Source organism: Agreia sp. VKM Ac-1783 (assembly GCF_900177765.1).
GTDB lineage: Bacteria > Actinomycetota > Actinomycetes > Actinomycetales > Microbacteriaceae > Agreia.
Genome location: NZ_FXWI01000001.1, coordinates 840,156 through 862,291 on the forward strand (window position 1 = coordinate 840,156; position 22,136 = coordinate 862,291).

Below are 22,136 nucleotides of genomic sequence, written 5' to 3' on the forward strand. Positions count from 1 at the left end.
GTTGCACGGCGCCGAGATCTCGAGCGGTGTGGCGTCTCTGGCATGTCCATCGCCCGCATGGTGCAGCTCGGCATGCTGATCCGGCCCCGAGTCGGCTGGTATTGCCTTCCGGATGTCGACCGTCGCGTAATCGAGGCCGTGCGGGTGGGCGGGGTCCTCACCTGCGTCTCGGCCGCTGCAGTCGATGGGCTGTGGGTGCTCGACGAGGAGAAACTCCATGTGTGTGTGAGGGGCAACGGTTCAGTCTTTCGAAGCAGGACTGACGCGACGCGTTATCGGGCACACGATGAACGTGGCGATGTCGTTCTCCACTGGGATGATCAGGCGTGGTCGACCTCTGGAGGGTACGCGCTTTCGCGGGTTGCCTATCTCCGGCATCTGGTGTCGTGCCAGTCCCATCGAAGCGTCGTCTCGACGCTCGACTCCGCATTGCACCGCGGCGTGCTGTCAGACCGCGACTTGGGGGAGTTGCGTGGGTCGGTTCCTGCTGTCCACCGCTCGATCATCGATCTGGTGGACGGCCGAGCGGAGAGCGGAGTCGAATCGGCTGCACGGTTGGGGTTTCTCGCCGCGGGCCTACCCTTCGAGGTTCAGGTTGTCGTATCCGAGGGGCTGCGGGTCGATTTCGTGATCGACGGGGTCATCGTCGTCGAGGTTGACGGCTCGGAGTTCCACTCAGGCCACGAGGCATTTGTTGCCGACCGGAAGCGCGACGCATTCTTGAATGCCCTCGGCTACCGCGTGCTGCATTTCACCTATGCGATGGTTTTGTTCGACTGGGAGACCGTTCTTTCGACGATCATCATCGTTCTGCGGCGAGAACGAGCAGTTCGCGCGGGTCTTTCACCCCTCCCGCCCTTCCGCCGATGAGGAAATCCCTGCGACCCGCCGCACCTACTCGTCAGGTGCACGGCGCGTCGACGATGGTTCCTCATCCGCGCACGGGAGGGGGGCGGGGAAGAGGCGGATGCGTGTTCCGCGGGTCAGTTCGCGCGGAACAGGCGCAGCGACGACGGCGCCATCTCGATGACTGTTCCCGGCTCGTAGGTCGGGCCCTCTTCGGGGTTCGGGGCGTCGTTGCCCGAGTCCCAGAGCTCGGTGTACGAGGCTACGCCCAGGTGCACGGGCAGCGTCACGGCGACCGGTGCCTCGATGCCGTGGATCACGAGCAGGATGCGGTTGAACTCCTCGTGCTCGGGCGTCGAGGCCGCCATGTACTGCAGGGTCCGGTTCTCTGCGGAGTTCCAGTCGTAGACAGACATCGACGAGCCGTTTGCGTCGTACCAGTCCATCTGGCTGGCGCTCGGTGTGGTCTCGCCGAAGATGCCGAATCTGACCGGACGCAGGGCGGGGTTCTCGCGCCTCAGCTTCAAGAGGTGCTGCGTGGTCTTCCAATGGTCTTTCTGCCAGCGCCGCCTGTCCCAGCTCAGCCAGGTGAGTTCGCTGTCGTGACAGTAGGCGTTGTTGTTGCCCTTCTGGCTGCGACCGAACTCGTCGCCGGCGGTGATGAGAGGAACTCCCGCCGAGAGCAGCAGGGTGCCCATGAGATTGCGCATCGCCTGGCGCCGCGACGCCTCGATCGGCCGCGACGACGTGGGCCCCTCGACGCCGTGGTTGAACGACATGTTGTTGTCGGTGCCGTCGCGATTCGACTCGCCGTTGCCCACGTTGTGCTTCGAGTCGTATGCGGTGAGGTCGGCCATCGTGAAGCCGTCGTGGGCCGTGATGAAGTTGATCGACGACAGCGGTCCGCGATGCTGCGCGAAGGTGTTCGACGATCCCGCCAGCCGCGTCGCGAGCATGCCCACGCCGTCGCCCGGGTTGCCGTGCTCGCGGATCGATCGGATGTCACGCAGCCAGAACTTGCGCATCCGGTCGCGGTAGCGGTCGTTCCACTCCGACCAGCCATCGGGAAAATTGCCGGTCTGCCATCCGCCCATGCCGACATCCCACGGCTCGGCGATCATCTTGACGTTCTGCAGCAGCGGATCGGACACGATCTGAGTGAGAAGCGGATGCTGCGGGTCGTAGTAGTGGTCGGCGTTGCGTCCCAGGGTCGCTGCGAGATCGAAGCGGAATCCGTCGACCTGCACCTCGTTCGCCCAGAACCGCAACGAATCGAGGATCATGCGTGAGACCGCCGGGGTGGCGGTGTTGATGCTGTTGCCGCATCCGGTGACGTCGATGTAGGTGCCGCCCGCTGTCTGGCGGTAGTAGCTGGCGTTGTCGATGCCGCGGAAGCTGGTGGTCGGACCCCCGGGGCCCTCCTCGGCCGTGTGGTTGTAGACCACATCCATGAGCACCTCGATGCCGGCCTCGTGCAGAAGCTTGACCATGCCTTTGAACTCGCGCAGATTCGCACTGGGTCCCTGCGCCTGCGCCGCCTTCGACGCGTACAGCGCGTGCGGGCTGAAGAATCCGAGGGTGTTGTAGCCCCAGTAGTTGCGGAGGCCCTGCTTGATGAGCCGCTGCTCTGAGACGAACGACTGCACGGGCAGCAGCTGCACGGCCGTGACGCCGAGATTCTTCAAGTACCCGATGGTCGTCTCATGCGCGAGGCCGGCATAGGTTCCCCGAAGCTCTTCGGGGATGCGCGGGTTGAGTTCGGAGAGACCCTTGAGATGCGCCTCGTAGATCACGGTGTGGTCGAGCGGCGTGTTGGGCTTCGCGACGCCGGCCCAATCGAACGACTGATCGACGACGACCGAGCGCTGCGATCCCGAACTCAGCCGCTGGATGCCCTTGCCGTAGGGATCGAGGAGAAGCCGCGAGGGGTCGAAGCGGTGGGTCGGCCCGTGCGGCCCTGAGACGCGGAGGTTGTAGCGGCGACCGGGGACCAGCTCCCTCGTGCGGCCGAACCACACCCCGTGCCGATCCCGCGCGAGATCGACGGTCTTGTAGATCCAGTTGGCGTCCTTGTCGTCGAACAGGCAGAGTTCGACCTTGTCGGCGTGCTCCGACCAGACGCGGATCTCGCCTCCGTGGGCGGTGAGGCGAACGCCCATGTTCGCGAGGGGATCGGCGGCAGTCATGCGTCTTAGAGTAGTGATTCATACGTTTCGAACAGATCACGGAAAGGGTCGTCGTGCCCGTCTACCTCGACCATGCGGCCACCACCCCGATGCTCCCCGATGCGAGAGACGCTTACATCGAGGCGCTCGGCGTCGTCGGCAACCCCGCGTCGATCCACAGCCAGGGGCAGCAGGCCAAGCGGATGCTCGAAGAAGCCCGCGAGAATGTCGCCGCCAGCGTGTCGGCGGATTCCGTCGAGGTCGTCTTCACCTCCGGCGGCACGGAAGCCGTCAACCTCGGCATCAAGGGCCTGTTCTGGAAGAGGCAAGAGGATCGGCCGAGGCGTCGCATCCTCATTCCCGGCGGCGAGCACCACGCGACCATCGATGCCGTCGAGTGGCTCGCGGGCCATGACGGGGCCGAGCTCGAGTGGCTGCCGATCGATTCGCTCGGTCGGCTGCACCCGCACACCCTGCGCGAGGCGATCGAACGCGATCCAGACGGCGTCGCCCTGCTCTCCGTTCTCTGGGCGAACAACGAGGTCGGTACGATCCAGCCGGTCGCCGAGCTCGCAGAGGTCGCGGCGGAGTTCGGAATCCCGACCCACGTCGACGCCATCTCCGCATTCGGATATCTGCCACTCGACTTCCATGCCTCGGGTGCCGCCGCTATGAGCATCTCGGCGCACAAGATCGGGGGACCGGTCGGGGTGGGGGCACTTCTGCTGTCTCGCTCCGCCGAGGTGGTGCCCCTCTTTCACGGCGGCAGCCAGCAGCGCGGCCGCAGCGGAACGCAGGACGTCGCCGGCGCCGTCTCGTTCGGTGTCGCCGCTCTCCGCGCATCCGCCGAGGTCGATGCCCACGCGGCCGAGCTTCGGGCTCTTCGTGACCGGCTCGTCGAGAACGTGCGACGGGCCGTACCCGAGGCGGTGCTTCACGGCGATCCGGATGCCGCGGGCCGGCTCCCGGGCAACGCCCACTTCACTTTCCCTGGCTGCGAGGGCGACTCGCTTCTCTTCCTGCTCGATGTGGCAGGGCTATCCGTGTCGACGGGATCGGCGTGTCAGGCGGGCGTGCCCGAGGCGTCGCACGTGCTCACCGCCATGGGTCTGAGCGAGGCCGACGCGAGGGGGGCGCTGCGCATCACGCTCGGGCATGGAACGACAGAGGACGACGTCGACGCGCTCGTGGCCGCTCTTCCCGGTGCCTTCGCTCAGGCGTCGAAGGCCGGGCTGAGCGACCGGGTGGTGCCGCTCGGGCACGCTCGCTAGAGGTTGACCGTGGCCACGATCGCCAGATGGTCGCTCTTGCCCGCCGGGATGACGGTGTTGCTCGTGACCTCGAGACCGCGCTGGAGAAAGTGGTCGAGTCGCGTGACGGCGAAGGGCGAGGACGGCCAGGTGAAGCCGAAGATCCCATCGCTCTGATTCGGCTCCGACAGCTGCGACAGAATCGGCTTGAACGCCCTGTCTGTCGAGGCCGCGTTGAAGTCGCCGACTGCGATGACGCGATCATTCTCGTCGTTCGGAAGCACGTCGGAGAGGTTCTTGAGCATCTCGTCGCGGTCGCCGTGATCGCCCATGCGGGCCGACGCCGCATGGATCACATAGATGCTCACGAGACCCTCGGGTGTCTCGAGATCGGCAGCGAGCGCGCGCTGCCACCCCAGCCCGAGATCCCAGGGCTGGGCGTTCAGAATGGGATAGCTGCTCCAGAGACCGACCGTGCCCACCTGATAGGAGTACTCGTAGGCTCCGTCGAGAACCGATGAGATCTCGGTGCGCGACGCGTCGTCGATCTCCTGTATGGCGACCACCTGGGCGCCGGTTGCGACGAGATCCGTGGCCGACGCCGCACCCGTTCCCGAATTCGCCTCGACGTTCTGGCTCGCGACCGTGAGCGTCGTCGCGCTCGCGGGAGGCGCGGTCCACTTCAGAGGAACGATCGACGGTCCGAACACCAGGACCCAGGCCACGAGCGGCACGAGAGCGGCGATCCACGGGCGGCCACGGCGAGCGAATGCGGCGAGAACGAGAAGGATCGGAATGCCGACCCCGAGCCAGGGTGCAGCAGAGTCGATCACGAGGCCGAGTCCGGCCACGTCGGGCACGACAGTGTGCAGCACGATGATGGCGGCGAGCACGAGGGATGCGATCACGACGACGGCGTTGAGAGCGCGTCGACCCGCAGAGGGCCGGCGCCGCGCAGAAGGGGACGCTCGGGGCGTCTCGTGAAGGAGAGACATCGTGCCCAAGTCTGCCGCAGCAGACTGAGCAAATACTCAGGCTGCTCGGCCGCCGTGCGTGACGACGGAGCCGTCGCACGAATCCTCATGTTTTGAGTCATTCAAAATACGGCTAGGGTGGGTGCATGACGACAGACGTGACGGAGGCCGCGGCCCTGGCCGACAGCATCCGCTCGGTCGGCCTCAAGGTGACGGAACCGCGCTTGGCAGTGCTCGACGTGATCGAACGCGAGCCGCACATCGATGCGGAGCGCATCTTTCGATCGATACGGATCTCGTTGCCCGGAACCAGCGTGCAGGCCGTGCACGGAGTTCTGGCGGCGTTTTCTCAGGCCGGGCTTGTGCGGCGCATCGAACCCGCTCACTCGCCCGCTCTCTACGAGCGGCGCGTCGATGACAATCATCACCACATCGTCTGTTCCGCCTGCGGAGCGGTCGAAGACGTCGACTGCGCGGTCGGGCACAGCCCGTGTCTCATTCCGTCGTCGGTGTCCGGTTTTCAGATCCAGAGCGCCGAAGTGAACTTCTGGGGTCTCTGCCCGAATTGCCAGACTGCCTAGCAGCGCCAGACCGTATTCTCGTCCTGTCGACCGATCCTCTACCCAAGGAGAACTATGTCCACCGATGCTTTTACCACCACCAACTCGGGCGCACCCGTCGCCAGTGACGAGCACTCGCAGACCGTCGGAGCCGACGGTCCCATCACACTGCATGACCATTACCTGGTCGAGAAGCTGGCGCAGTTCAACCGCGAGAAGGTTCCGGAGCGCATCGTGCACGCCAAGGGCGGCGGCGCATTCGGAACGTTCGTCACCACCCACGATGTGTCGGCCTACACCCGGGCCAGCCTCTTCCAGCCGGGCGCATCCGTCGACGTGCTCGCTCGGTTCTCGACCGTCGCCGGCGAGCAGGGAAGCCCCGACACGTGGCGCGACCCTCGCGGATTCGCCCTCAAGTTCTACACCGACGAGGGCAACTACGACCTCGTCGGCAACAACACGCCGGTCTTCTTCATTCGTGACGGCATCAAGTTCCCCGACTTCATCCACTCGCAGAAGCGTCTGCCCGGCACACACCTGCGCGATCACGACATGCAGTGGGACTTCTGGACCCTGTCGCCGGAGACGGCCCACCAGGTGACGTGGCTCATGGGCGACCGCGGTCTGCCGGCCTCGTGGCGACACATGGACGGCTTCGGTTCGCACACGTACCAGTGGATCAACGCCGAGGGCGAGCGCTTCTGGGTCAAGTACCACTTCAAGACCCACCAGGGCATCGAGATCCTGAGCCAGACCGACGCGGACCGCATCGCCGGTGAGGATGCGGACTTCCACATCCGCGACCTCTCCGAGGCGATCAAGCGTGGCGACTACCCCAGCTGGACCCTCTCGGTGCAGATCATGCCCTACGCCGACGCGGCGAACTACCGCTTCAACCCGTTCGACCTCACCAAGGTCTGGCCGCACGCCGACTACCCGCTGCACGAGGTCGGAACGATGACCCTGACGCGCAACCCCGAGAACTACTTCGCTCAGATCGAGCAGGCGACCTTCGCTCCCTCGAACTTCGTTCCAGGAATCGCGGCCAGCCCCGACAAGATGCTGCTCGCCCGCATCTTCAGCTATGCCGACGCGCACCGTTACCGCGTGGGAACGAACCACGCCCAGCTGCCCGTGAACGCAGCGGTCTCGCCGGTCAACTCCTACTCGAAAGACGGCGCGATGCGTCACGGCTTCAACTCGGAGGAAACCCCCGTCTACGCGCCGAACTCGCACGGCGGCCCTCACGCCGACCCTGCGCGTCACGGCAACGACGCGGGCTGGGAGAGCGACGGCGAGCTCGTGCGCGCCGCCGCGACTCTGCACGCTGACGACGACGACTTCGGCCAGGCCGGCACGCTCGTTCGCGAGGTGCTGGATGACGCGGCTCGCGACCGGCTCGTCGCGAACATCGCGGGTCACGTCTCGAAGGTGACCGATGCCGGCCTCCGCCAGCGCGTGTACCAGTACTGGACGAACGTCGACGCGACGCTCGGCGCTCGCGTGGCCGCAGCGGTGGAGCCGAGCGCTCCTGGTTCCAACGAGCAGCCCGAGGTCGTGGGCATCGGCGCGTAGTAGTGCATCGTCCCCGGCCCGCCCTCGGGCGGGCCGGGGAATGAAGCGCAACCCCGTTTCGTTGTACGGGTCGTGCGGGTAGCGTTTCGCGAACCGCACGACCATCAACCGACACGCTTCACGAGGAGGCCCGTTTTGCCTACCGTTACCGTCACCGCCGATTCCCTCGACAAGACCATCACCGACAACGAGATCGTTCTTCTCGACTTCTGGGCCGACTGGTGCGGACCCTGTAAGCAGTTCGCTCCCGTCTTCGAGAAGTCCAGCAACGACAACACCGATGTCGTCTACGGAAAGATCGACACCGAAGACCAGCAGCAGCTCGCGGCCGCGGCGCAGATCACGTCGATCCCCACGCTCATGGCGTTCAAGAACGGCGTGCCCGTGTTCCGCCAGGCTGGATCGCTTCCCGCGCCCGCACTCGCCGACCTCGTCGCACAGCTCAAGGCGCTCGACGTCGAAGCTGCGATGAAGGCCCAGGCCGAGGCAGACGCCGCGGCTACGACACCGGCCGAGTAAGCACCACCCCGGCCCCGCCGTCGTACCCCTCACGTAAGCTCGTTCCGTGAAGGTTTTAGCAGCGATGAGTGGCGGGGTCGACTCCGCGGTGGCCGCGGCGCGCGCGGTCGAGGCCGGGCACGATGTGGTCGGGGTGCATCTCGCCCTCTCCAGAATGCCCGGCACTCTCCGCACGGGCGCGCGCGGATGCTGCACCATCGAAGACTCGATGGATGCGCAGCGTGTGGCCAACAAGATCGGCATCCCCTACTACGTATGGGATTTCTCCGAGCGGTTCAAGGCCGACGTGGTCGACGACTTCGTCGCCGAGTACACAGCGGGGCGCACTCCCAACCCGTGCATGCGCTGCAATGAGCGCATCAAGTTCGCCGCCCTTCTCGAGAAGGCCGTCGACCTCGGGTTCGACGCCGTGGCGACGGGCCACTACGCCAACATCGTCACCGATGCCCAGGGCAATCGCGAACTGCACAGGGCCGCGACCTGGGCCAAAGACCAGAGCTACGTTCTGGGCGTCCTCACCAGCGAGCAGCTCGCGCACAGCATGTTCCCACTCGGCGCAACGCCGTCCAAGGCCGAGGTTCGCGCTGAGGCTGCTGAGCGCGGTTTCTCCGTGGCGAAGAAGCCCGACAGTCACGACATCTGCTTCATTCCCGACGGCGACACCAAGGGGTGGCTCGCCGAGCGCGTCGGTGCCGAGACCGGCCAGGTCATCGAACGCGACGGCAGCGTCGTGGGCAGCCATGACGGAGCCCACTCGTTCACGGTCGGCCAGCGCCGAGGCTTGCACCTCGGCATGCCGGCGCCCGACGGCAAGCCGCGCTTCGTTCTCGAGGTGCGGCCCATCAGCAACCAGGTGGTCGTCGGTCCGAAAGAGGCGCTCGACATCTCGGAGATCGCGGGCGCCCGCTTCACCTGGGCGGGCCTTCCTCCCGAGCATCCCGAGGTCGCCTTCGAGTGCGAGGTGCAGATCAGGGCCCACGCAGACCCTGTCGCGGCGACCGCCGTCGTACGCCCCCTCGAGGTTCCCGTGCCTGTCGAAGGCCAGCGACCGGCATCCGATCACGAGCTCGTGATCACGCCGCACACGCCGCTCAATGGTGTCGCCCCCGGGCAGACTGCCGTGGTGTATATCGGAACACGCGTTCTCGGCCAGTGCACGATCGACCGCACGGTGAGCGCTGTCTCGTTCGCTTCCGATTCCAGCCCGGCCGTGGCCTGATGTCCGAGATCCTTCCCGACGAGGCCACGCCCGACCTTGCCGAGGCCAAGGTCGAGGCCGAGCAGCTCACGTCGCGCATCCTCGAGCTGCGCGATCAGTACTACGAGAAGAACGCGTCGACGGTGTCCGACGCCGAATACGACGCCCTCGTACGCCGACTCGACGCACTCGAGCGTGCTCATCCCGAACTCCAGAGCGCCGACAGCCCCACCCAGACCGTGGGTGGCCGCGCAGAGACCACGATGTTCACCCCGGTCACCCACGCCGAGCGCATGCTCAGCCTCGACAACGTCTTCAGCGAAGACGAACTGCGCGAGTGGGCTTCGAAGATCGAGCGCGACGCCGGACGCAGTGCGGTGCGCTACCTCTCCGAGCTCAAGATCGACGGCCTCGCCATCAACCTGCGCTACGAGAACGGCGTTCTCGTCACAGCCGCCACACGGGGCGACGGGGTGGTCGGCGAAGATGTCACCGACAACGTGCTTCAGATCAAACAGATCCCGCCTCGCCTCAAAGGAACAGGTCATCCCCCTCTCGTCGAGGTTCGGGGTGAGATCTTCTTTCCCGTCGCATCCTTCGACGAGCTGAATGCCGCTCAAGAGGCGGCGGGGGAGCGCGTGTTCGCGAATCCTCGCAACGCGGCCGCGGGTTCGCTTCGTCAGAAGACCGAGGGCAAGAACGACAAGCAGCTCGCCCTGGTCGAGAACCGGTTGTCTCGCCTGCGCATGCTCGTGCACGGCATCGGCGCCTGGCCCAACCCTCCCGTCGCGGCGCAGAGCGAGGTGTACGGCCTGCTCTCCGAGTGGGGGCTCCCCATCTCCACCCACTTCAAGGTCTTCGACGACATCGACGACGTGGTCGAGTTCGTCCGCTACAACGGCATCCATCGCGCCAGTGTCGAGCACCAGATCGACGGAATCGTCATCAAGGTCGACAATCTCGCCCTGCACGACGAGCTGGGTGCCACGAGCCGCGCCCCGCGCTGGGCGACCGCCTACAAGTACCCGCCCGAAGAGGTCAACACTCGACTGCTCGACATTGTCGTGAGCGTGGGGCGTACAGGCCGAGCCACGCCCTTCGCCGTCATGGAGAAAGTCGAGGTCGCGGGGTCGGAAGTGCGTCAGGCCACCCTGCACAACCAAGACGTGGTCAAAGCCAAGGGCGTGCTCATCGGCGACATCGTGGTTCTGCGCAAGGCCGGCGACGTCATTCCCGAGGTGCTCGGCCCGGTCGTCGAACTGCGCACCGGCGATGAGCGCGCGTTCGTGATGCCCGAGAACTGCCCGGAGTGCGGCACCCGTCTCGCCCCGGCGAAAGAGGGCGACAAAGATCTGCGCTGCCCGAATGCCCGCAGCTGCCCCGCGCAGGTACGCGGGCGCGTCGAACACGTGGGATCTCGCGGCGGACTGGACATCGAGGTGCTGGGCGAGGTCTCGGCGGCGGCACTGACCCAACCGCTCGAACCGGCCGAACCGCCGCTCGAGACTGAGGCGGGGCTCTTCGCCCTCCGCATGCAAGACATCTTCCCGATCACCGTCGTCGTGCGCGACAACGAGACGGGCATGGTCAAACTCACCGACGACGGCGAGCCGAAGCGGGTCACGCCGTTCCAACGCAAGCGTCAGAAGCGCGATGGAGCCTACGATCCCGAAGCACTCGAGTTCGCGGGTGACGAGTTCTCCGTGCCCTCGACCAACGCGGTGAAGCTCCTCGCCGAGATCGAGAAGGCCAAGACCAAGCCGCTGTGGCGCATTCTCGTGTCGCTGTCGATTCGCCATGTCGGCCCGGTCGCGGCACGCGCACTCGCCGACTACTTCGGCTCGCTCGATGCCATCCGCGCCGCAAGCCGCGACGAACTCGCCGCGGTCGACGGCGTCGGACCGATCATCGCCGATGCCCTGATCGACTGGTTCGCTGTCGACTGGCACGTCGAGATCGTCGAGGCGTGGGCCGCGGCCGGCGTGCAGTTCACGACCCCGGGGCATCCGGGTCCGGGAGCCGCGGTCGTCGAGGGCGGAGTCCTCTCGGGCATCACGGTGGTCGCCACCGGATCTCTCGAGGGGTTCAGTCGCGAGGGAGCCCTCGAAGCGATCATGAACGCGGGAGGCAAGGCCGCGTCGAGCGTCAGCAAGAAGACCGACTTCGTGGCGGCGGGCCCCGGTGCGGGTTCCAAACTCACGAAGGCCGAGGCCCTGGGCCTGCGCATCATCGACGCCGAGCAGTTCGCGATCCTCGTCACCGAGGGCCCGGATGCGCTGGGTCCCGCCCCCGAGGCAGAAGTAGACGAGGGGTCTAAGCAGTAGTGGTCTCGATCCGGCCGCGGGCGGCCTACTCGACCAACGCGGCAGGGCTGCGCCGAGATCACCGCGACCGCCTCCGGTAGAATCGGTGGGTTCGTCCGAACTCCCCCCGAATGAAGACACGGAGCAGCATGTCCGAAATCACGCAGGAGCAGGTCACTCACCTCGCCAACCTCGCCCGCATCGCCCTGACGCCCGAAGAGATCGTGTCGCTCACCAGCGAACTCGGGTCGATCATGGACCACGTGGCCACGGTCGCCGAGGTCGCGACACCTGACGTGCCGGCGACGAGCCACCCGATTCCGCTGCAGAACGTCTTCCGCGACGACGTCGTGGGGCAGACCCTCACCGCCGAAGAGGCGCTGGCAGGGGCACCCGACCACGACGGCTCCCGGTTCCGCGTCACAGCGATCCTGGGGGAGGAGCAGTAATGACATCCGATCTGACCCGGCTCACCGCCGACGCCCTCGCATCTAAGCTCGCCTCGAAAGAGGTGAGCTCGGTCGAAGCGACCCAGGCTCACCTCGACCGCATCGCTGCGGTCGAAGGCGCGGTGCACGCGTTCCTTCACGTCGCATCCGACAGCGCTCTCGCCGAGGCGGCCGACATCGACCGTCGCCGTGCGGCGGGCGAGCAGCTGCACCCGCTGGCCGGCGTGCCCATCGCCATCAAAGACGTCATCGTCACCAAGGGCATGCCGACGACCAGCGGCTCCAAGATCCTCGAGGGCTGGGTTCCGCCCTACGACGCGACGGTCATGACCAAGCTGCGGGCCGCTGGCCTCGTCTCGCTCGGCAAGACCAACATGGACGAGTTCGCCATGGGCTCGTCGACGGAGCACTCCGCCTACGGCCCCACACACAACCCGTGGGATCTCGAGCGCATCCCGGGAGGATCCGGCGGCGGCTCCGCCGCTGCGGTCGCGGCCTTCGAAGCGCCCTTCGCGCTCGGCAGCGACACTGGCGGATCTATCCGCCAGCCCGCCCACGTCACCGGCACGGTCGGTCTCAAGCCCACCTACGGCGGGGTGAGCCGCTATGGAGCCATCGCGCTCGCTTCCAGCCTCGACCAGATCGGCCCGGTCTCCCGCACCGTTCTCGACTCGGCCTTGCTGCACGACGTGATCGGCGGGCACGACCCCCGCGACTCCACCTCTCTCACCGACGTGTGGCCCTCGTTCGCCGAGGCCGTGCGCAACGCCGACGTTGCGGGTCTGCGCATCGGTGTCATCAAAGAGCTCCAGGGCGACGGCTTCCAGCCCGGTGTTATGGAGCGCTTCCGCGAAGCACTGGCTCTTCTCGAGGCAGCGGGCGCCATCATCACCGAGGTCGAGCTTCCGAGCGTCGAGCACGCCATCGCCGCGTACTACCTGATCATGCCCGCCGAGGCCTCCAGCAACCTCGCCAAGTTCGACTCCGTGCGCTTCGGTCTGCGGGTCAACCCGAAGGGCGGCGGAACCGTCGAAGACGTGATGAGTGCCACCCGCGAGCAGGGCTTCGGAGCAGAGACGAAGCGACGCATCATCCTCGGCACCTACGCGCTCTCCGCCGGCTACTACGACGCCTACTACGGCAGTGCTCAGAAGGTGCGCACGCTCGTGCAGCGCGACTTCGCCGCCGCCTTCGCGAACGCCGATGTCCTGGTGTCGCCGACGGCGCCCACCACGGCGTTCAAACTCGGCGAGAAGACCGGCAATCCGCTGTCGATGTATCTCAACGACATCGCCACGATCCCGGCGAACCTCGCCGGCATCCCCGGAATCTCGGTGCCCGCCGGCCTGGCCGCGGAAGACGGCCTGCCCGTCGGCATCCAGTTCTTGGCACCGGCCCGTGAAGACGCCCGCCTTTACGGCGTCGCGGCGGCGCTCGAGGCGCTGCTCGAGCAGAAGTGGGGCCACACGCTCCTGAGCCAGGCGCCCGACCTGTCCTCCAGTGAAATGAACGCGACCGACGAGGGAGCCGTCTGATGGCGAAATTGATGGACTACGACCGCGCGCTCGAATTGTTCGAGCCGGTTCTCGGCTTCGAGGTGCACATCGAGCTCAGCACCAAGACCAAGATGTTCTCTGACGCGCCCAACTACTTCGGCGGCGAGCCCAACACCAACATCACTCCGGTCGACCTCGGTCTGCCGGGATCGCTTCCCGTCGTCAACGGACAGGCCGTTCGCTACGCGATCAGCCTGGGCCTGGCCCTCGGCTGCTCCATCGCACCGACGAGCCGGTTCGCCCGCAAGAACTACTTCTACCCCGACCTGGCCAAGAACTACCAGATCTCGCAGAGCGACGAGCCCATCGCCTTCGAGGGCTCCGTCGAGGTGGAGCTTCCGAACGGGCGCATGTTCACCGTTCCCATCGAGCGGGCGCACATGGAGGAGGACGCCGGAAAGCTCACCCATGTGGGTGGCGCGACCGGTCGCATCCAGGGCGCCGAGTACTCGCTGGTCGACTACAACCGCGCCGGTGTGCCGCTCGTCGAGATCGTCACCGACATCATCTACGGCGCCGAGGCCGACGCACCCGAGTTGGCCAAGGCCTACGTGTCGACGATCCGCGACATCGTCGTGGGCCTCGGCATCTCGGAGGCGCGCATGGAGCGCGGAAACCTGCGCTGCGACGCCAACATCTCGCTGCGTCGGCGCACGCCCGAGGGTGAGCCCCCCGCGCCGCTCGGAACCCGCACCGAGACGAAGAACGTCAACTCGCTGCGCAGCGTCGAGCGAGCGATCCGCTACGAGATCCAGCGCCAGGCCGCCATCCTCGACGACGGCGGAACCATCACGCAGGAGACCAGGCACTGGCACGAAGACACGGGCGAGACCTCTGCGGGGCGCCCGAAGTCCGACGCCGACGACTACCGCTACTTCCCTGAGCCGGATCTGCTGCCCGTCGTTCCCTCGGCAGAGCTCATCGAGGAACTGCGCGCGGCCCTGCCCGAGGCGCCCGCGGCGCGCCGCCGCCGCCTCAAGGCCGAGTGGAACTTCACCGACCTCGAGTTCCAAGACCTGACGAACTCCGGCCTGGTCAACGAGGTCATCGACACCGTGGCCGCGGGTGCTTCGCCAGCAGCCGCGCGCAAGTGGTGGACCGGCGAGATCGCCCGAACGGCCAACGCGCAGGGCGTCGACGCAACGACACTCGTGACGCCGCTGCAGGTCGCGCAGCTCGTCGCGCTCGTTGATGACGGCACCCTCACCGACCGCCTCGCGCGGCAGGTTCTCGAGGGCGTGATCGCCGGCGAGGGCACCCCGCAGCAGGTCGTGGATGCGCGCGGCCTCGCCGTCGTGTCAGACGACGGCGCGCTGATCGCCGCCATCGACGAGGCCCTGCAGAGCCAGCCCGACGTGCTCGCCAAGATCCGCGACGGCAAGGTCCAGGCCGCCGGCGCCGTGATCGGAGCAGTGATGAAGGCGATGAAGGGTCAGGCCGACGCCGCACGCGTTCGCGAACTCGTTCTCGAGCGAGCCACAGCTCTTCCCGAGTAGTCGGCCCGCTGCCCTTCGATAGGCTCGGGTGACGAGCCTGTCGAGGGGCTAGAGGTCGATGCCGGTCAGGTCCTCCGACGCGGTCCACAGCCGCAGGGCGTCCCTCTGATCGAGGGCTCGTCGGCTCTGCTTCGCGCGGCCGGGAGGGCCCGTGAGACCGAACGCCCCGGTGGGCCCGACGTAGTCACCGCCCGAGACGCTCGCCCAGGTCGCGGCGAAGAGCTCGGGCTCTGCGCCCTGCTCTGCACTCTGCGACAGCCCGGGCGACTGCATGAAGCGCTCGACGAACGCGTTGGCCGGCTTGTCGCGACCCAGTTGCGGGCCCGCGCTCTGCAGATTCGTGCGGCTCGAACCGGGATGCGCCGCGGCGCTCAGCAGGCCCCATCCGGCGGCATCGCTTCGGCGCTGCAACTCGTGGGCGAAGAGCAGATTCGCCAGCTTCGACTGGCCGTAGGCGAGCCACGCGTTGTACTTCTTCTCGGCGTTGAGGTCTCCGAATCGCATGCGACCGATCCAGTGCATCACGCTCGACAGGGTGACGACACGGGGCGCCTCAGCGGCGGTCAGTGTCGGGAGCAGACGTGCGGTGAGGGCGAAGTGACCGAGGTGGTTCGTGCCGAACTGCAACTCGAAGCCGTCTTCTGTCGTGCGCCTCGAGGGCACCGCCATGACGCCGGCGTTGTTGATCAGGATGTCGGTGGGCACCTTCTCGGCGATCATGCGGTCGGCGAACGCCTCCACACTCGCCAGGGACGCGAGGTCGAGGCTCTCCAGCTGGAGCGAGGCATCCGGAACGCTCTTCTGGATCGTCTCGGCGGCGTGAGCGTTCTTCTCGGCCGTGCGCGCGGCCATGACCACGTGGGCACCGGCTGCCGCCAGACGGCGTGCGGCCTCGAGTCCGAGACCGCTGTTGGCGCCGGTGATGATCACACGCTTGCCGTGCTGGTCGGGAATGGACAGCGCTGCTGGGGTCGACATGAGGCTCCTCGTTGCGGGGCGGCGTCTCGGGTTCGCCGCCTAGACCTCAGGTTATTGCGCCTTCATGTCGATGCATACATCGGCGGCTACGCGGAGAGCGGAAGCCTGTCGTCACGTCCCGTCAGAGCGAGCAGCTTCGACTGCAGCGACGCATGCTCGGGAACGGGAACGGGCGAGCTGAACAGGCCTGACGCTTCGAGCGTCTCTTTCTGCGGCTCGAAGACGCTCCAGACTGCGGCGATCAGCTCTTCGTCGATGGTCTCCGCCGACCGGGTCGCACGAGCGAGGTCCCAGGTGTGGATCGTGACATCGGAGACCTGCTCACGCAGGTACTCGGTGACCGTCACGGTGTCGTACGAGAGCTGCACCTGAGCATCCGGCGCCGCCGACCGCCACGCGTCGGTCGCGGCCTTCGAATACTGCGCCCACTCTGCCGCGAGATCGCTCGACAGGGGCCGCTTGAGCGATCGAGCGTGGCGCAGGCTGCGGCCCTCGAGCAGCAGAGGCACCCACTGCTGTTCTTCGATCACGTGGGTCACGAGTTGACGGGTGTTCCAGTCGGTGTCGGGCGTGGGCGCGTTCCAATCGGTCACCGCGTTCAGACGCGCGGTGAACTCGGCGTGGGCGGTGTACTGCAGTGTCAGCCAGTCGATGGTCACGATGGGGCTCCTGTCGGCGGTGCTCGTCATAGTCCTGGGTATAAGTCCATCATGGCGGTGCGCATTCCGCCGAGCCGGTGCGGTTAGGCTCTCGGGGTGACCTTGACGACCCGAGACATCGACGCTACCGATCTGACTCCGCTTCTCGCGATGAACAACGGGGCGATACCGGCGGTCAACCTGCTCGACGAGAAAGAACTGCTCGATCTCGTGTCGATGGCGCACTCTGCGGTGATCGTGGTCGACGACGCGTCGCCCAGAGAGCCGCTGGGACTCGTCATCACGCTGACGGCCGGCAACGACTACGACAGCGAGAACTACCGCTGGTTCGAAGAGCGCGGCGGTGACTTTCTCTACGTCGACCGCATCGTCGTGCACCAGGGCATGCGCGGCCGGGGTCTCGGACAGATTCTCTACGAGCGGGTCTTCGCCGAGGCAGAGCTGGCCGGACTCGTCGAAGTCACGTGCGAGGTCAACCTCGATCCGCCGAACCCGGGGTCTCTGGCGTTCCACGATCGGCTCGGCTTCGTGCAGCTGGGCGAGCAGGTCACGAAGGGCGGATCCGTGAAGGTCGCGCTGCTGTCTGCCCCCGTCTTACCCGCCTCGTCTCTGCCCGAGGCGTCTTAGCTCCTGGCTCAGACCAGGTCAGCCGCGGTCGGCAAGCAGCTGCTCCCTGACCGCCCGGCGCAGGACCTTGCCGATCAGGGACTTCGGAAGCTCGTCGATGACTACGATCCTCTTTGGCACCTTGTACGCGGTGAGCTGGTCGCGGCACCAGTCGCGGAACGTCTTCTCGTCGAAGTCGGCCTTGGACGACAACACGACCGCCGCCACGACGTCTTCTCCGCCGCCGCCGCTGGGCATGCCGACCACGGCGACATCGGCGACTCCGGGGTGTTGCCTGAGCGCGTCCTCGACCTCCGAGGGCGCGACGTTGAAGCCGCCCGTGATGATGAGTTCTTTGATGCGGTCGACGATCGTGACGAAGCCATCGGCATCCTGAGTGCAGATGTCGCCCGTGCGGAACCACCCGCCCTCGAGTAGGACCGCCTGGGTCTCGTCGGACTTCTGCCAGTAGCCCTGGAACACCTGCGGTCCGCGGATCAGCAGTTCGCCCTCTTCTCCCGGGGCACGGTCGATGGAGGTGTCGTCGGGATCGACGACGCGGATCTCCGTGCTGGGAAACGGCACGCCGACAGTGCCGGGCCGACGGCTCGGGCCGATCGGGTTGCCCAGGGCGACGGGAGAGGTCTCGGTGAGTCCGTAGCCCTCGACCAGGTAGCCGCCGGTCGCCTTCTCCCACAACTCGACCGTGGAGACAGGCAGATTCATGGCCCCCGAGATCGCGAACCGGATGCCTGTGAGATCGACCTTTCGCTTCTCGGCGCCCAGGGCGAGCCGCTCGTAGATGGGAGGCACGGCCGGTAGGAATGTGGGCGGATGCGACTTGGCCGCGTCGAGAACGAGGTCGACGTCGAACTTGGGCAACAGCACGAGCCGCGCGCCGCTGTTCATCGCGAAGGTGAGGCAGAGCGTGAGGCCGTATGCGTGGAACATGGGTAGCACGGCGTAGATGACCTCCTTGCCGGCCACCATCCCGGGCACCCACGCTCGTCCCTGCAGTGCATTGGCGTGCAGGTTGAGATGGCTGAGCTTCGCACCCTTCGGCGTTCCGGTGGTGCCGCTGGTGTACTGGATCACGGCGAGGTCGTCGACCGACGGCCGCGGCACGGAGCGCCGGATCGGCCGATGATTGACGAGCCTCTCCCATGGCGTGCTGCGCTTCGACTCGGCAGTGAGCGCCTTGCGTGCCTCGCGCGCTTTCGGCACGGGCAGGCGCAGCGCGAGTCGCTTGGAGAACGGCATGGCGCGCGTCACGTCGACCGCTATGACGGTGTCGAATGCGACATCGGCGGGCATCGAGTGGATGCGTTCGCCCACCTTGTCCCACACGATCGCGACCTTCGCGCCGTGGTCTTCGAACTGGTGTCGCATTTCGCGATCGGCGTAGAGCGGGTTGTGCTCCACGACGATCGCGCCCAACCGAAGCACCGCGTAGAAGGCGATGACATGCTGCGGGCAGTTGGGCAGCACGAGGGCCACCCGGTCGCCGTGACCCACCCCTGCTCGACGCAACCCCTCCGCCGCGCGCGCGACGAGCATGCCGAGTTCTGCATATGTCGTGGTCGAGCCGAAGAAGTCGAGGGCGACGTTGGATCTGAACGCGCGCACAGAGTCGTCGAACATGTCGACGAGCGAGCCGGTCGGCAGCTCGATCGTCGCAGGCACACCGTCTGCATACTGAGAAATCCAGGGCCGGTCGGTCTCGATGGTCATTCGGTGCCCTTCGCGTCGTCGTCGAGTCATTATCGCGCAGGTGAATCGACATCCCATGGGCATCGATGGCGGTGCGCCCTCCGTGCTAGCGTGCGAGCGTGTCGAGAATCGTCGGGCTATCCGCCGCACTTCCACGGAACTCGTATGCCCAGACCGAGATCACGGCGGCCATCGCTCCTATGATCACTGAGGACCCGACGAAGCGAGCCCTCCTGCGGCGCCTTCACGCAGGAAGCCGGGTGGAGCGGCGTCACCTGGTGCAGCCCATCGAGCGCTATCTGGAGGGGCAGAACTTCACGACCACGAACGGCATCTTCATCGAGGCTGCGACCGATCTGGCCGAGGAGGCCCTCGCGGGGGCTTTGTCGCAGGCAGGAATCGCAGCGGACGAAGTCGATTTCGTTCTCTTCACCTCGGTGACCGGCGTCTCGGCTCCCTCCATCGACGCGCTGCTCGTTCCCCGGCTAGGGCTAAGACCCGACGTGAAGCGGGTGCCCATGTTCGGGCTCGGATGCGTCGCGGGTGCGGCAGGGATCGCCCGCGTCGACGACTACCTCGTCGGCCATCCGAGCGGCGTGGCTGTTCTGATCTCGGTCGAGCTGTGCTCGCTGACCGTGCAGCGCGGCGACGACTCGATGGCCAATCTGGTCGCATCCGGGCTCTTCGGCGATGGCGCTGCCGCGGTCGTCATGGTGGGGGCCGAACGCGCGGCCGACCGAGCAGATCAGGGATTCGACGTCGTGGCGGCGCGCAGCGCGCTGTACCCGGACACCCGTCACGTGCTCGGTTTCAATCCCGGTGAGACGGGGTTCAGGATCGTGCTGACCGCCGGTGTCGCGGATGTGGTCGACGAGCACTTCGGCAGGGACATGACGCAGTTCCTCGCCGACCACGGATCGACCGTGGGCGGCATCGGGCGTTGGATCGCGCATCCGGGTGGCCCGCGTGTGCTCGACGCGTTCAGCGACGCTCTGCAGCTGCCGCCGGGGTCGCTCGACGCCAGCTGGCGCTCGCTGGCTCGGGTCGGCAATCTCTCGTCGGCCTCGGTGCTGCACGTGCTGGCCGACAGCATCCGAGACGCCCCGCCGACCGGCGGCGAGCTGTGTGCCCTCTTCGCGCTCGGCCCCGGGGTCTCCGCCGAACTCGTTCTACTTCGCTGGTCTGGAGATCCGACATGACGCTGTCCGTGCTGCTGTACGTGATTCTGATCCTGCTCACCGGTGGCGAGCGCATCGTCGAGCTCGTCGTCTCCACACGCAACGCGGCGTGGGCATTCGCCCGCGGCGGCATGGAGTTCGGCCGTCGCCACTTCGGACCGATGGTCGCCCTTCACACGGGTCTGCTCCTGGCTTGCCTCGTCGAAACGCTTCTCGCCGACAGGCCGTTCATCCCGTTGCTGGGCTGGCCCATGCTCGTGATCGCGCTGGCGAGTCAGGCCCTGCGCTGGTGGTGCATCGCGTCGTTGGGGCGTCGCTGGAACACCCGGGTGATCGTAGTCCCCGGCCTGCCGCTCGTTCTGGGCGGGCCGTACCGGTGGCTCCGCCACCCCAACTACATCGTCGTGATCGCCGAAGGCATCGCGCTGCCCCTGGTGCACACGAACTGGGTGACGGCCCTCGCCTTCACCGTGCTCAACGCGGTGCTCCTGTTCGGGTTCCGTATCCCGGTCGAGGAGCGCGCGCTCGAAGCTGCTCTCGGCGAGAAGCCCGTCGTGCCGAGATGACCCCAATCGAGGTCGATGTCGCCATCGTGGGGGCTGGCCCCGTCGGCCTCGCCGCGGCGATCGAGGCTCGGCTCGCCGGTCTGTCGGTCGGCGTCATCGAGCCACGGTCCTTTCCGATCGATAAGGCCTGCGGCGAAGGGCTGATGCCGGGCGCTGTCGACGCCCTCGCGCGACTCGGCATCCATCCACCGGGCATTCCGATCGCGGGATTCCGATACACGGATGCCATCAGATCTGCCGAGCACCGCTTCGCCGGAGGCTCAGGGCTCGGCGTGCGACGCACGGCCCTGCACGACGCTCTCGCGGCTCGCGCCGACGAGCTGGGCGTCACGCGCGTGGATACCCGAGTCTCCGATGTTGTGCAGAACGCCGGTGGCGTGACGGTCGGCGACGTGCGTGCGTCGTGGTTGTTCGCGTGCGACGGCCTGCATTCGACGGTGAGAAGGCTGTCGGGACTCGAGCGGCCGCCGAGGGCGCGCGTCGATCGCCGCCGATTCGGCCTGCGCAAGCACTACACGATCGAACCGTGGACCGACCTGGTCGAGGTGCACTGGGTCGCGGATGCCGAGGCCTACGTGACGCCGCTGGCCGGGGGCCTCGTCGGCGTCGCCGTTCTGGGCCCGCCGCGCACCGATTTCGACGAGGTGCTGGGGCGCATCCCTGAGCTGAATGCTCGGCTGCGAGACGCCGGCGCCGAGGAGGGGCTGCGCGGAGCGGGGCCTCTGCGGCAACGCAGCTCGGCCCGCAGCGTCGGACGAGTGTTGCTCCTGGGAGACGCATCGGGCTACGTCGATGCGCTGACGGGGGAGGGCATCCGGGTCGGACTCGCCCACGCGCGCGCCGCCGTCGAGTCGATCGTCGGTCAGCCCGCGCGTCAAGCCAAGGCCTACGATCGGGAGTGGTCTCGGGTCAGCCGGGATTTTCGGGTGATCACCTCGGGTCTGCTCGCCGCGGCGCAGTCTCCGCTCCGGCCGCTCATCGTGCCGGCGGCGCGCGCGATGCCGGCGCTCTTCGGCGCCGCAGTGGAGCGCCTCGCGCGATAGGAACAGGGACGTGACGACGCGGGTACGCGCTGCTACGGTCGAGACATGTCCCCGGAACGACTCGCCGCGCTGGTGCAGCTGCGCCGGGCGCGCGACCTGATCGACAGAGAGTTCGCGCGTCCGCTCGACGTGCCTGCGATGGCGCGCCACGCGCTCATGTCGCCGGCGCACTTCTCCCGGCAGTTCCGCGAAGCGTACGGTGAGACGCCCTACGGGTACCTCATGACTCGGCGCATCGAGCGCGCCATGGCGCTGCTCCGAACGGGGGCCTCGGTGACCGATGCCTGCATGGCGGTCGGCTGCACATCGCTCGGCTCCTTCAGCTCTCGTTTCAGCCTGCTGGTCGGTGAGACGCCCAGCCAGTACCGCAGTCGGGAACACGGTGCCGTGCAGCTGATGCCGTCGTGTGTGGCGAGCGGGTACACGCGGCCGCGCACCGCAGACTCGGCGACCGCCGAATCGAGCAGGATTCGAGAAGTCGCGATGTCGCTGTCGGCCTAGCGTG

At 67.0% G+C, this 22,136-nt stretch carries 20 protein-coding genes; 15 read left to right on the plus strand and 5 right to left on the minus strand.

From position 1 onward, the window contains the following. Positions 1–195 precede the first annotated feature (195 nt). Entirely contained in the window at positions 196–870 is a 675-nt protein-coding gene (locus CCK87_RS03955) for a DUF559 domain-containing protein (RefSeq protein WP_249273693.1), read from the plus strand. A gap of 113 nt (positions 871–983) precedes the next feature. Here the strand turns inward: CCK87_RS03955 and glgX are convergent, their stop codons facing one another. Next, positions 984–3,032 (minus strand): glycogen debranching protein GlgX, encoded by a 2,049-nt coding sequence (gene glgX / locus CCK87_RS03960; RefSeq protein ID WP_086460143.1) that lies wholly within the window; start codon positions 3,030–3,032, stop codon positions 984–986. A gap of 53 nt (positions 3,033–3,085) precedes the next feature. On the opposite strand from glgX, the gene CCK87_RS03965 reads away from it, so the two are divergent. Further along, on the plus strand, positions 3,086–4,282 hold the full coding sequence (locus CCK87_RS03965) for a cysteine desulfurase family protein (RefSeq protein WP_086460144.1): 1,197 nt from the start codon (positions 3,086–3,088) through the stop codon (positions 4,280–4,282). Here the strand turns inward: CCK87_RS03965 and CCK87_RS03970 are convergent. Next, on the minus strand, positions 4,279–5,256 hold the full coding sequence (locus tag CCK87_RS03970; protein ID WP_086460145.1) for an endonuclease/exonuclease/phosphatase family protein: 978 nt from the start codon (positions 5,254–5,256) through the stop codon (positions 4,279–4,281). The two genes, CCK87_RS03965 and CCK87_RS03970, sit on opposite strands and share 4 nt — an antisense overlap. A 125-nt stretch (positions 5,257–5,381) precedes the next feature. On the opposite strand from CCK87_RS03970, the gene CCK87_RS03975 reads away from it, so the two are divergent. The 8 genes from CCK87_RS03975 to gatB all read left to right on the plus strand — a co-directional run bounded on the left by CCK87_RS03975 (position 5,382) and on the right by gatB (position 14,891). Further along, the gene (locus CCK87_RS03975; protein WP_086460146.1) at positions 5,382–5,816 is read left to right on the plus strand and encodes a Fur family transcriptional regulator; all 435 of its coding nucleotides are present in this window, start codon (positions 5,382–5,384) and stop codon (positions 5,814–5,816) included. A 54-nt stretch (positions 5,817–5,870) separates the two neighbouring features. After that, a complete protein-coding gene (locus CCK87_RS03980) occupies positions 5,871–7,370 on the plus strand; it encodes a catalase (RefSeq protein ID WP_086460147.1) in 1,500 nt (499 codons plus the stop codon). 135 nt (positions 7,371–7,505) lie between these two features. Then, on the plus strand, positions 7,506–7,889 hold the full coding sequence (trxA, locus tag CCK87_RS03985) for a thioredoxin (RefSeq protein WP_086460148.1): 384 nt from the start codon (positions 7,506–7,508) through the stop codon (positions 7,887–7,889). Positions 7,890–7,935: 46 nt separating this feature from the next. After that, entirely contained in the window at positions 7,936–9,108 is a 1,173-nt protein-coding gene (mnmA, locus tag CCK87_RS03990; protein WP_170927130.1) for a tRNA 2-thiouridine(34) synthase MnmA, read from the plus strand. Then, a complete protein-coding gene (ligA, locus tag CCK87_RS03995) occupies positions 9,108–11,411 on the plus strand; it encodes an NAD-dependent DNA ligase LigA (protein WP_086460150.1) in 2,304 nt (767 codons plus the stop codon). The genes mnmA and ligA overlap by 1 nt, the downstream gene beginning before the upstream one ends. A 128-nt stretch (positions 11,412–11,539) precedes the next feature. Beyond that, entirely contained in the window at positions 11,540–11,839 is a 300-nt protein-coding gene (gene gatC / locus CCK87_RS04000) for an Asp-tRNA(Asn)/Glu-tRNA(Gln) amidotransferase subunit GatC (RefSeq protein ID WP_086460151.1), read from the plus strand. Then, complete coding sequence (gene gatA / locus CCK87_RS04005; protein WP_086460152.1) at positions 11,839–13,374, plus strand: Asp-tRNA(Asn)/Glu-tRNA(Gln) amidotransferase subunit GatA; 1,536 nt, start codon at positions 11,839–11,841, stop codon at positions 13,372–13,374. The genes gatC and gatA overlap by 1 nt, the downstream gene beginning before the upstream one ends. After that, the gene (gatB, locus tag CCK87_RS04010) at positions 13,374–14,891 is read left to right on the plus strand and encodes an Asp-tRNA(Asn)/Glu-tRNA(Gln) amidotransferase subunit GatB (protein ID WP_086460153.1); all 1,518 of its coding nucleotides are present in this window, start codon (positions 13,374–13,376) and stop codon (positions 14,889–14,891) included. The genes gatA and gatB overlap by 1 nt, the downstream gene beginning before the upstream one ends. Positions 14,892–14,939: 48 nt before the next feature. Here gatB and CCK87_RS04015 read toward each other — a convergent pair whose 3' ends face one another. Further along, on the minus strand, positions 14,940–15,869 hold the full coding sequence (locus tag CCK87_RS04015; protein ID WP_086460154.1) for an SDR family oxidoreductase: 930 nt from the start codon (positions 15,867–15,869) through the stop codon (positions 14,940–14,942). Positions 15,870–15,955: 86 nt separating this feature from the next. Next, positions 15,956–16,558, minus strand: a complete 603-nt coding sequence (locus tag CCK87_RS04020; RefSeq protein ID WP_086460155.1) for a TIGR03086 family metal-binding protein — start codon at positions 16,556–16,558, stop codon at positions 15,956–15,958. Between the two features lie 66 nt (positions 16,559–16,624). Between CCK87_RS04020 and CCK87_RS04025 the strand changes: the two genes are divergently transcribed. Continuing rightward, positions 16,625–17,155, plus strand: coding sequence for a GNAT family N-acetyltransferase (locus CCK87_RS04025; RefSeq protein WP_086460156.1), 531 nt, complete (start codon positions 16,625–16,627; stop codon positions 17,153–17,155). 18 nt (positions 17,156–17,173) lie between these two features. Here the strand turns inward: CCK87_RS04025 and CCK87_RS04030 are convergent, their stop codons facing one another. After that, a complete protein-coding gene (locus tag CCK87_RS04030; RefSeq protein ID WP_086460157.1) occupies positions 17,174–18,865 on the minus strand; it encodes a long-chain-fatty-acid--CoA ligase in 1,692 nt (563 codons plus the stop codon). 98 nt (positions 18,866–18,963) lie between these two features. On the opposite strand from CCK87_RS04030, the gene CCK87_RS04035 reads away from it, so the two are divergent. Genes CCK87_RS04035 through CCK87_RS04050 form a run of 4 tightly spaced genes read left to right on the plus strand, consistent with a single transcriptional unit; the run spans position 18,964 to position 22,132 of the window. Next, complete coding sequence (locus tag CCK87_RS04035) at positions 18,964–20,043, plus strand: 3-oxoacyl-[acyl-carrier-protein] synthase III C-terminal domain-containing protein (protein ID WP_086460158.1); 1,080 nt, start codon at positions 18,964–18,966, stop codon at positions 20,041–20,043. Beyond that, positions 20,040–20,588, plus strand: coding sequence for an isoprenylcysteine carboxyl methyltransferase family protein (locus CCK87_RS04040; protein ID WP_170927131.1), 549 nt, complete (start codon positions 20,040–20,042; stop codon positions 20,586–20,588). Before CCK87_RS04035 ends, CCK87_RS04040 begins: the two co-directional genes overlap by 4 nt. Beyond that, on the plus strand, positions 20,585–21,631 hold the full coding sequence (locus tag CCK87_RS04045) for an NAD(P)/FAD-dependent oxidoreductase (protein ID WP_170927132.1): 1,047 nt from the start codon (positions 20,585–20,587) through the stop codon (positions 21,629–21,631). The genes CCK87_RS04040 and CCK87_RS04045 overlap by 4 nt, the downstream gene beginning before the upstream one ends. Positions 21,632–21,676: 45 nt before the next feature. Then, positions 21,677–22,132 carry a helix-turn-helix transcriptional regulator gene (locus tag CCK87_RS04050; protein ID WP_086460159.1) on the plus strand — a complete coding sequence of 152 codons (456 nt, stop codon included), beginning with the start codon at positions 21,677–21,679 and terminating at the stop codon, positions 22,130–22,132. Positions 22,133–22,136: the final 4 nt, after the last annotated feature.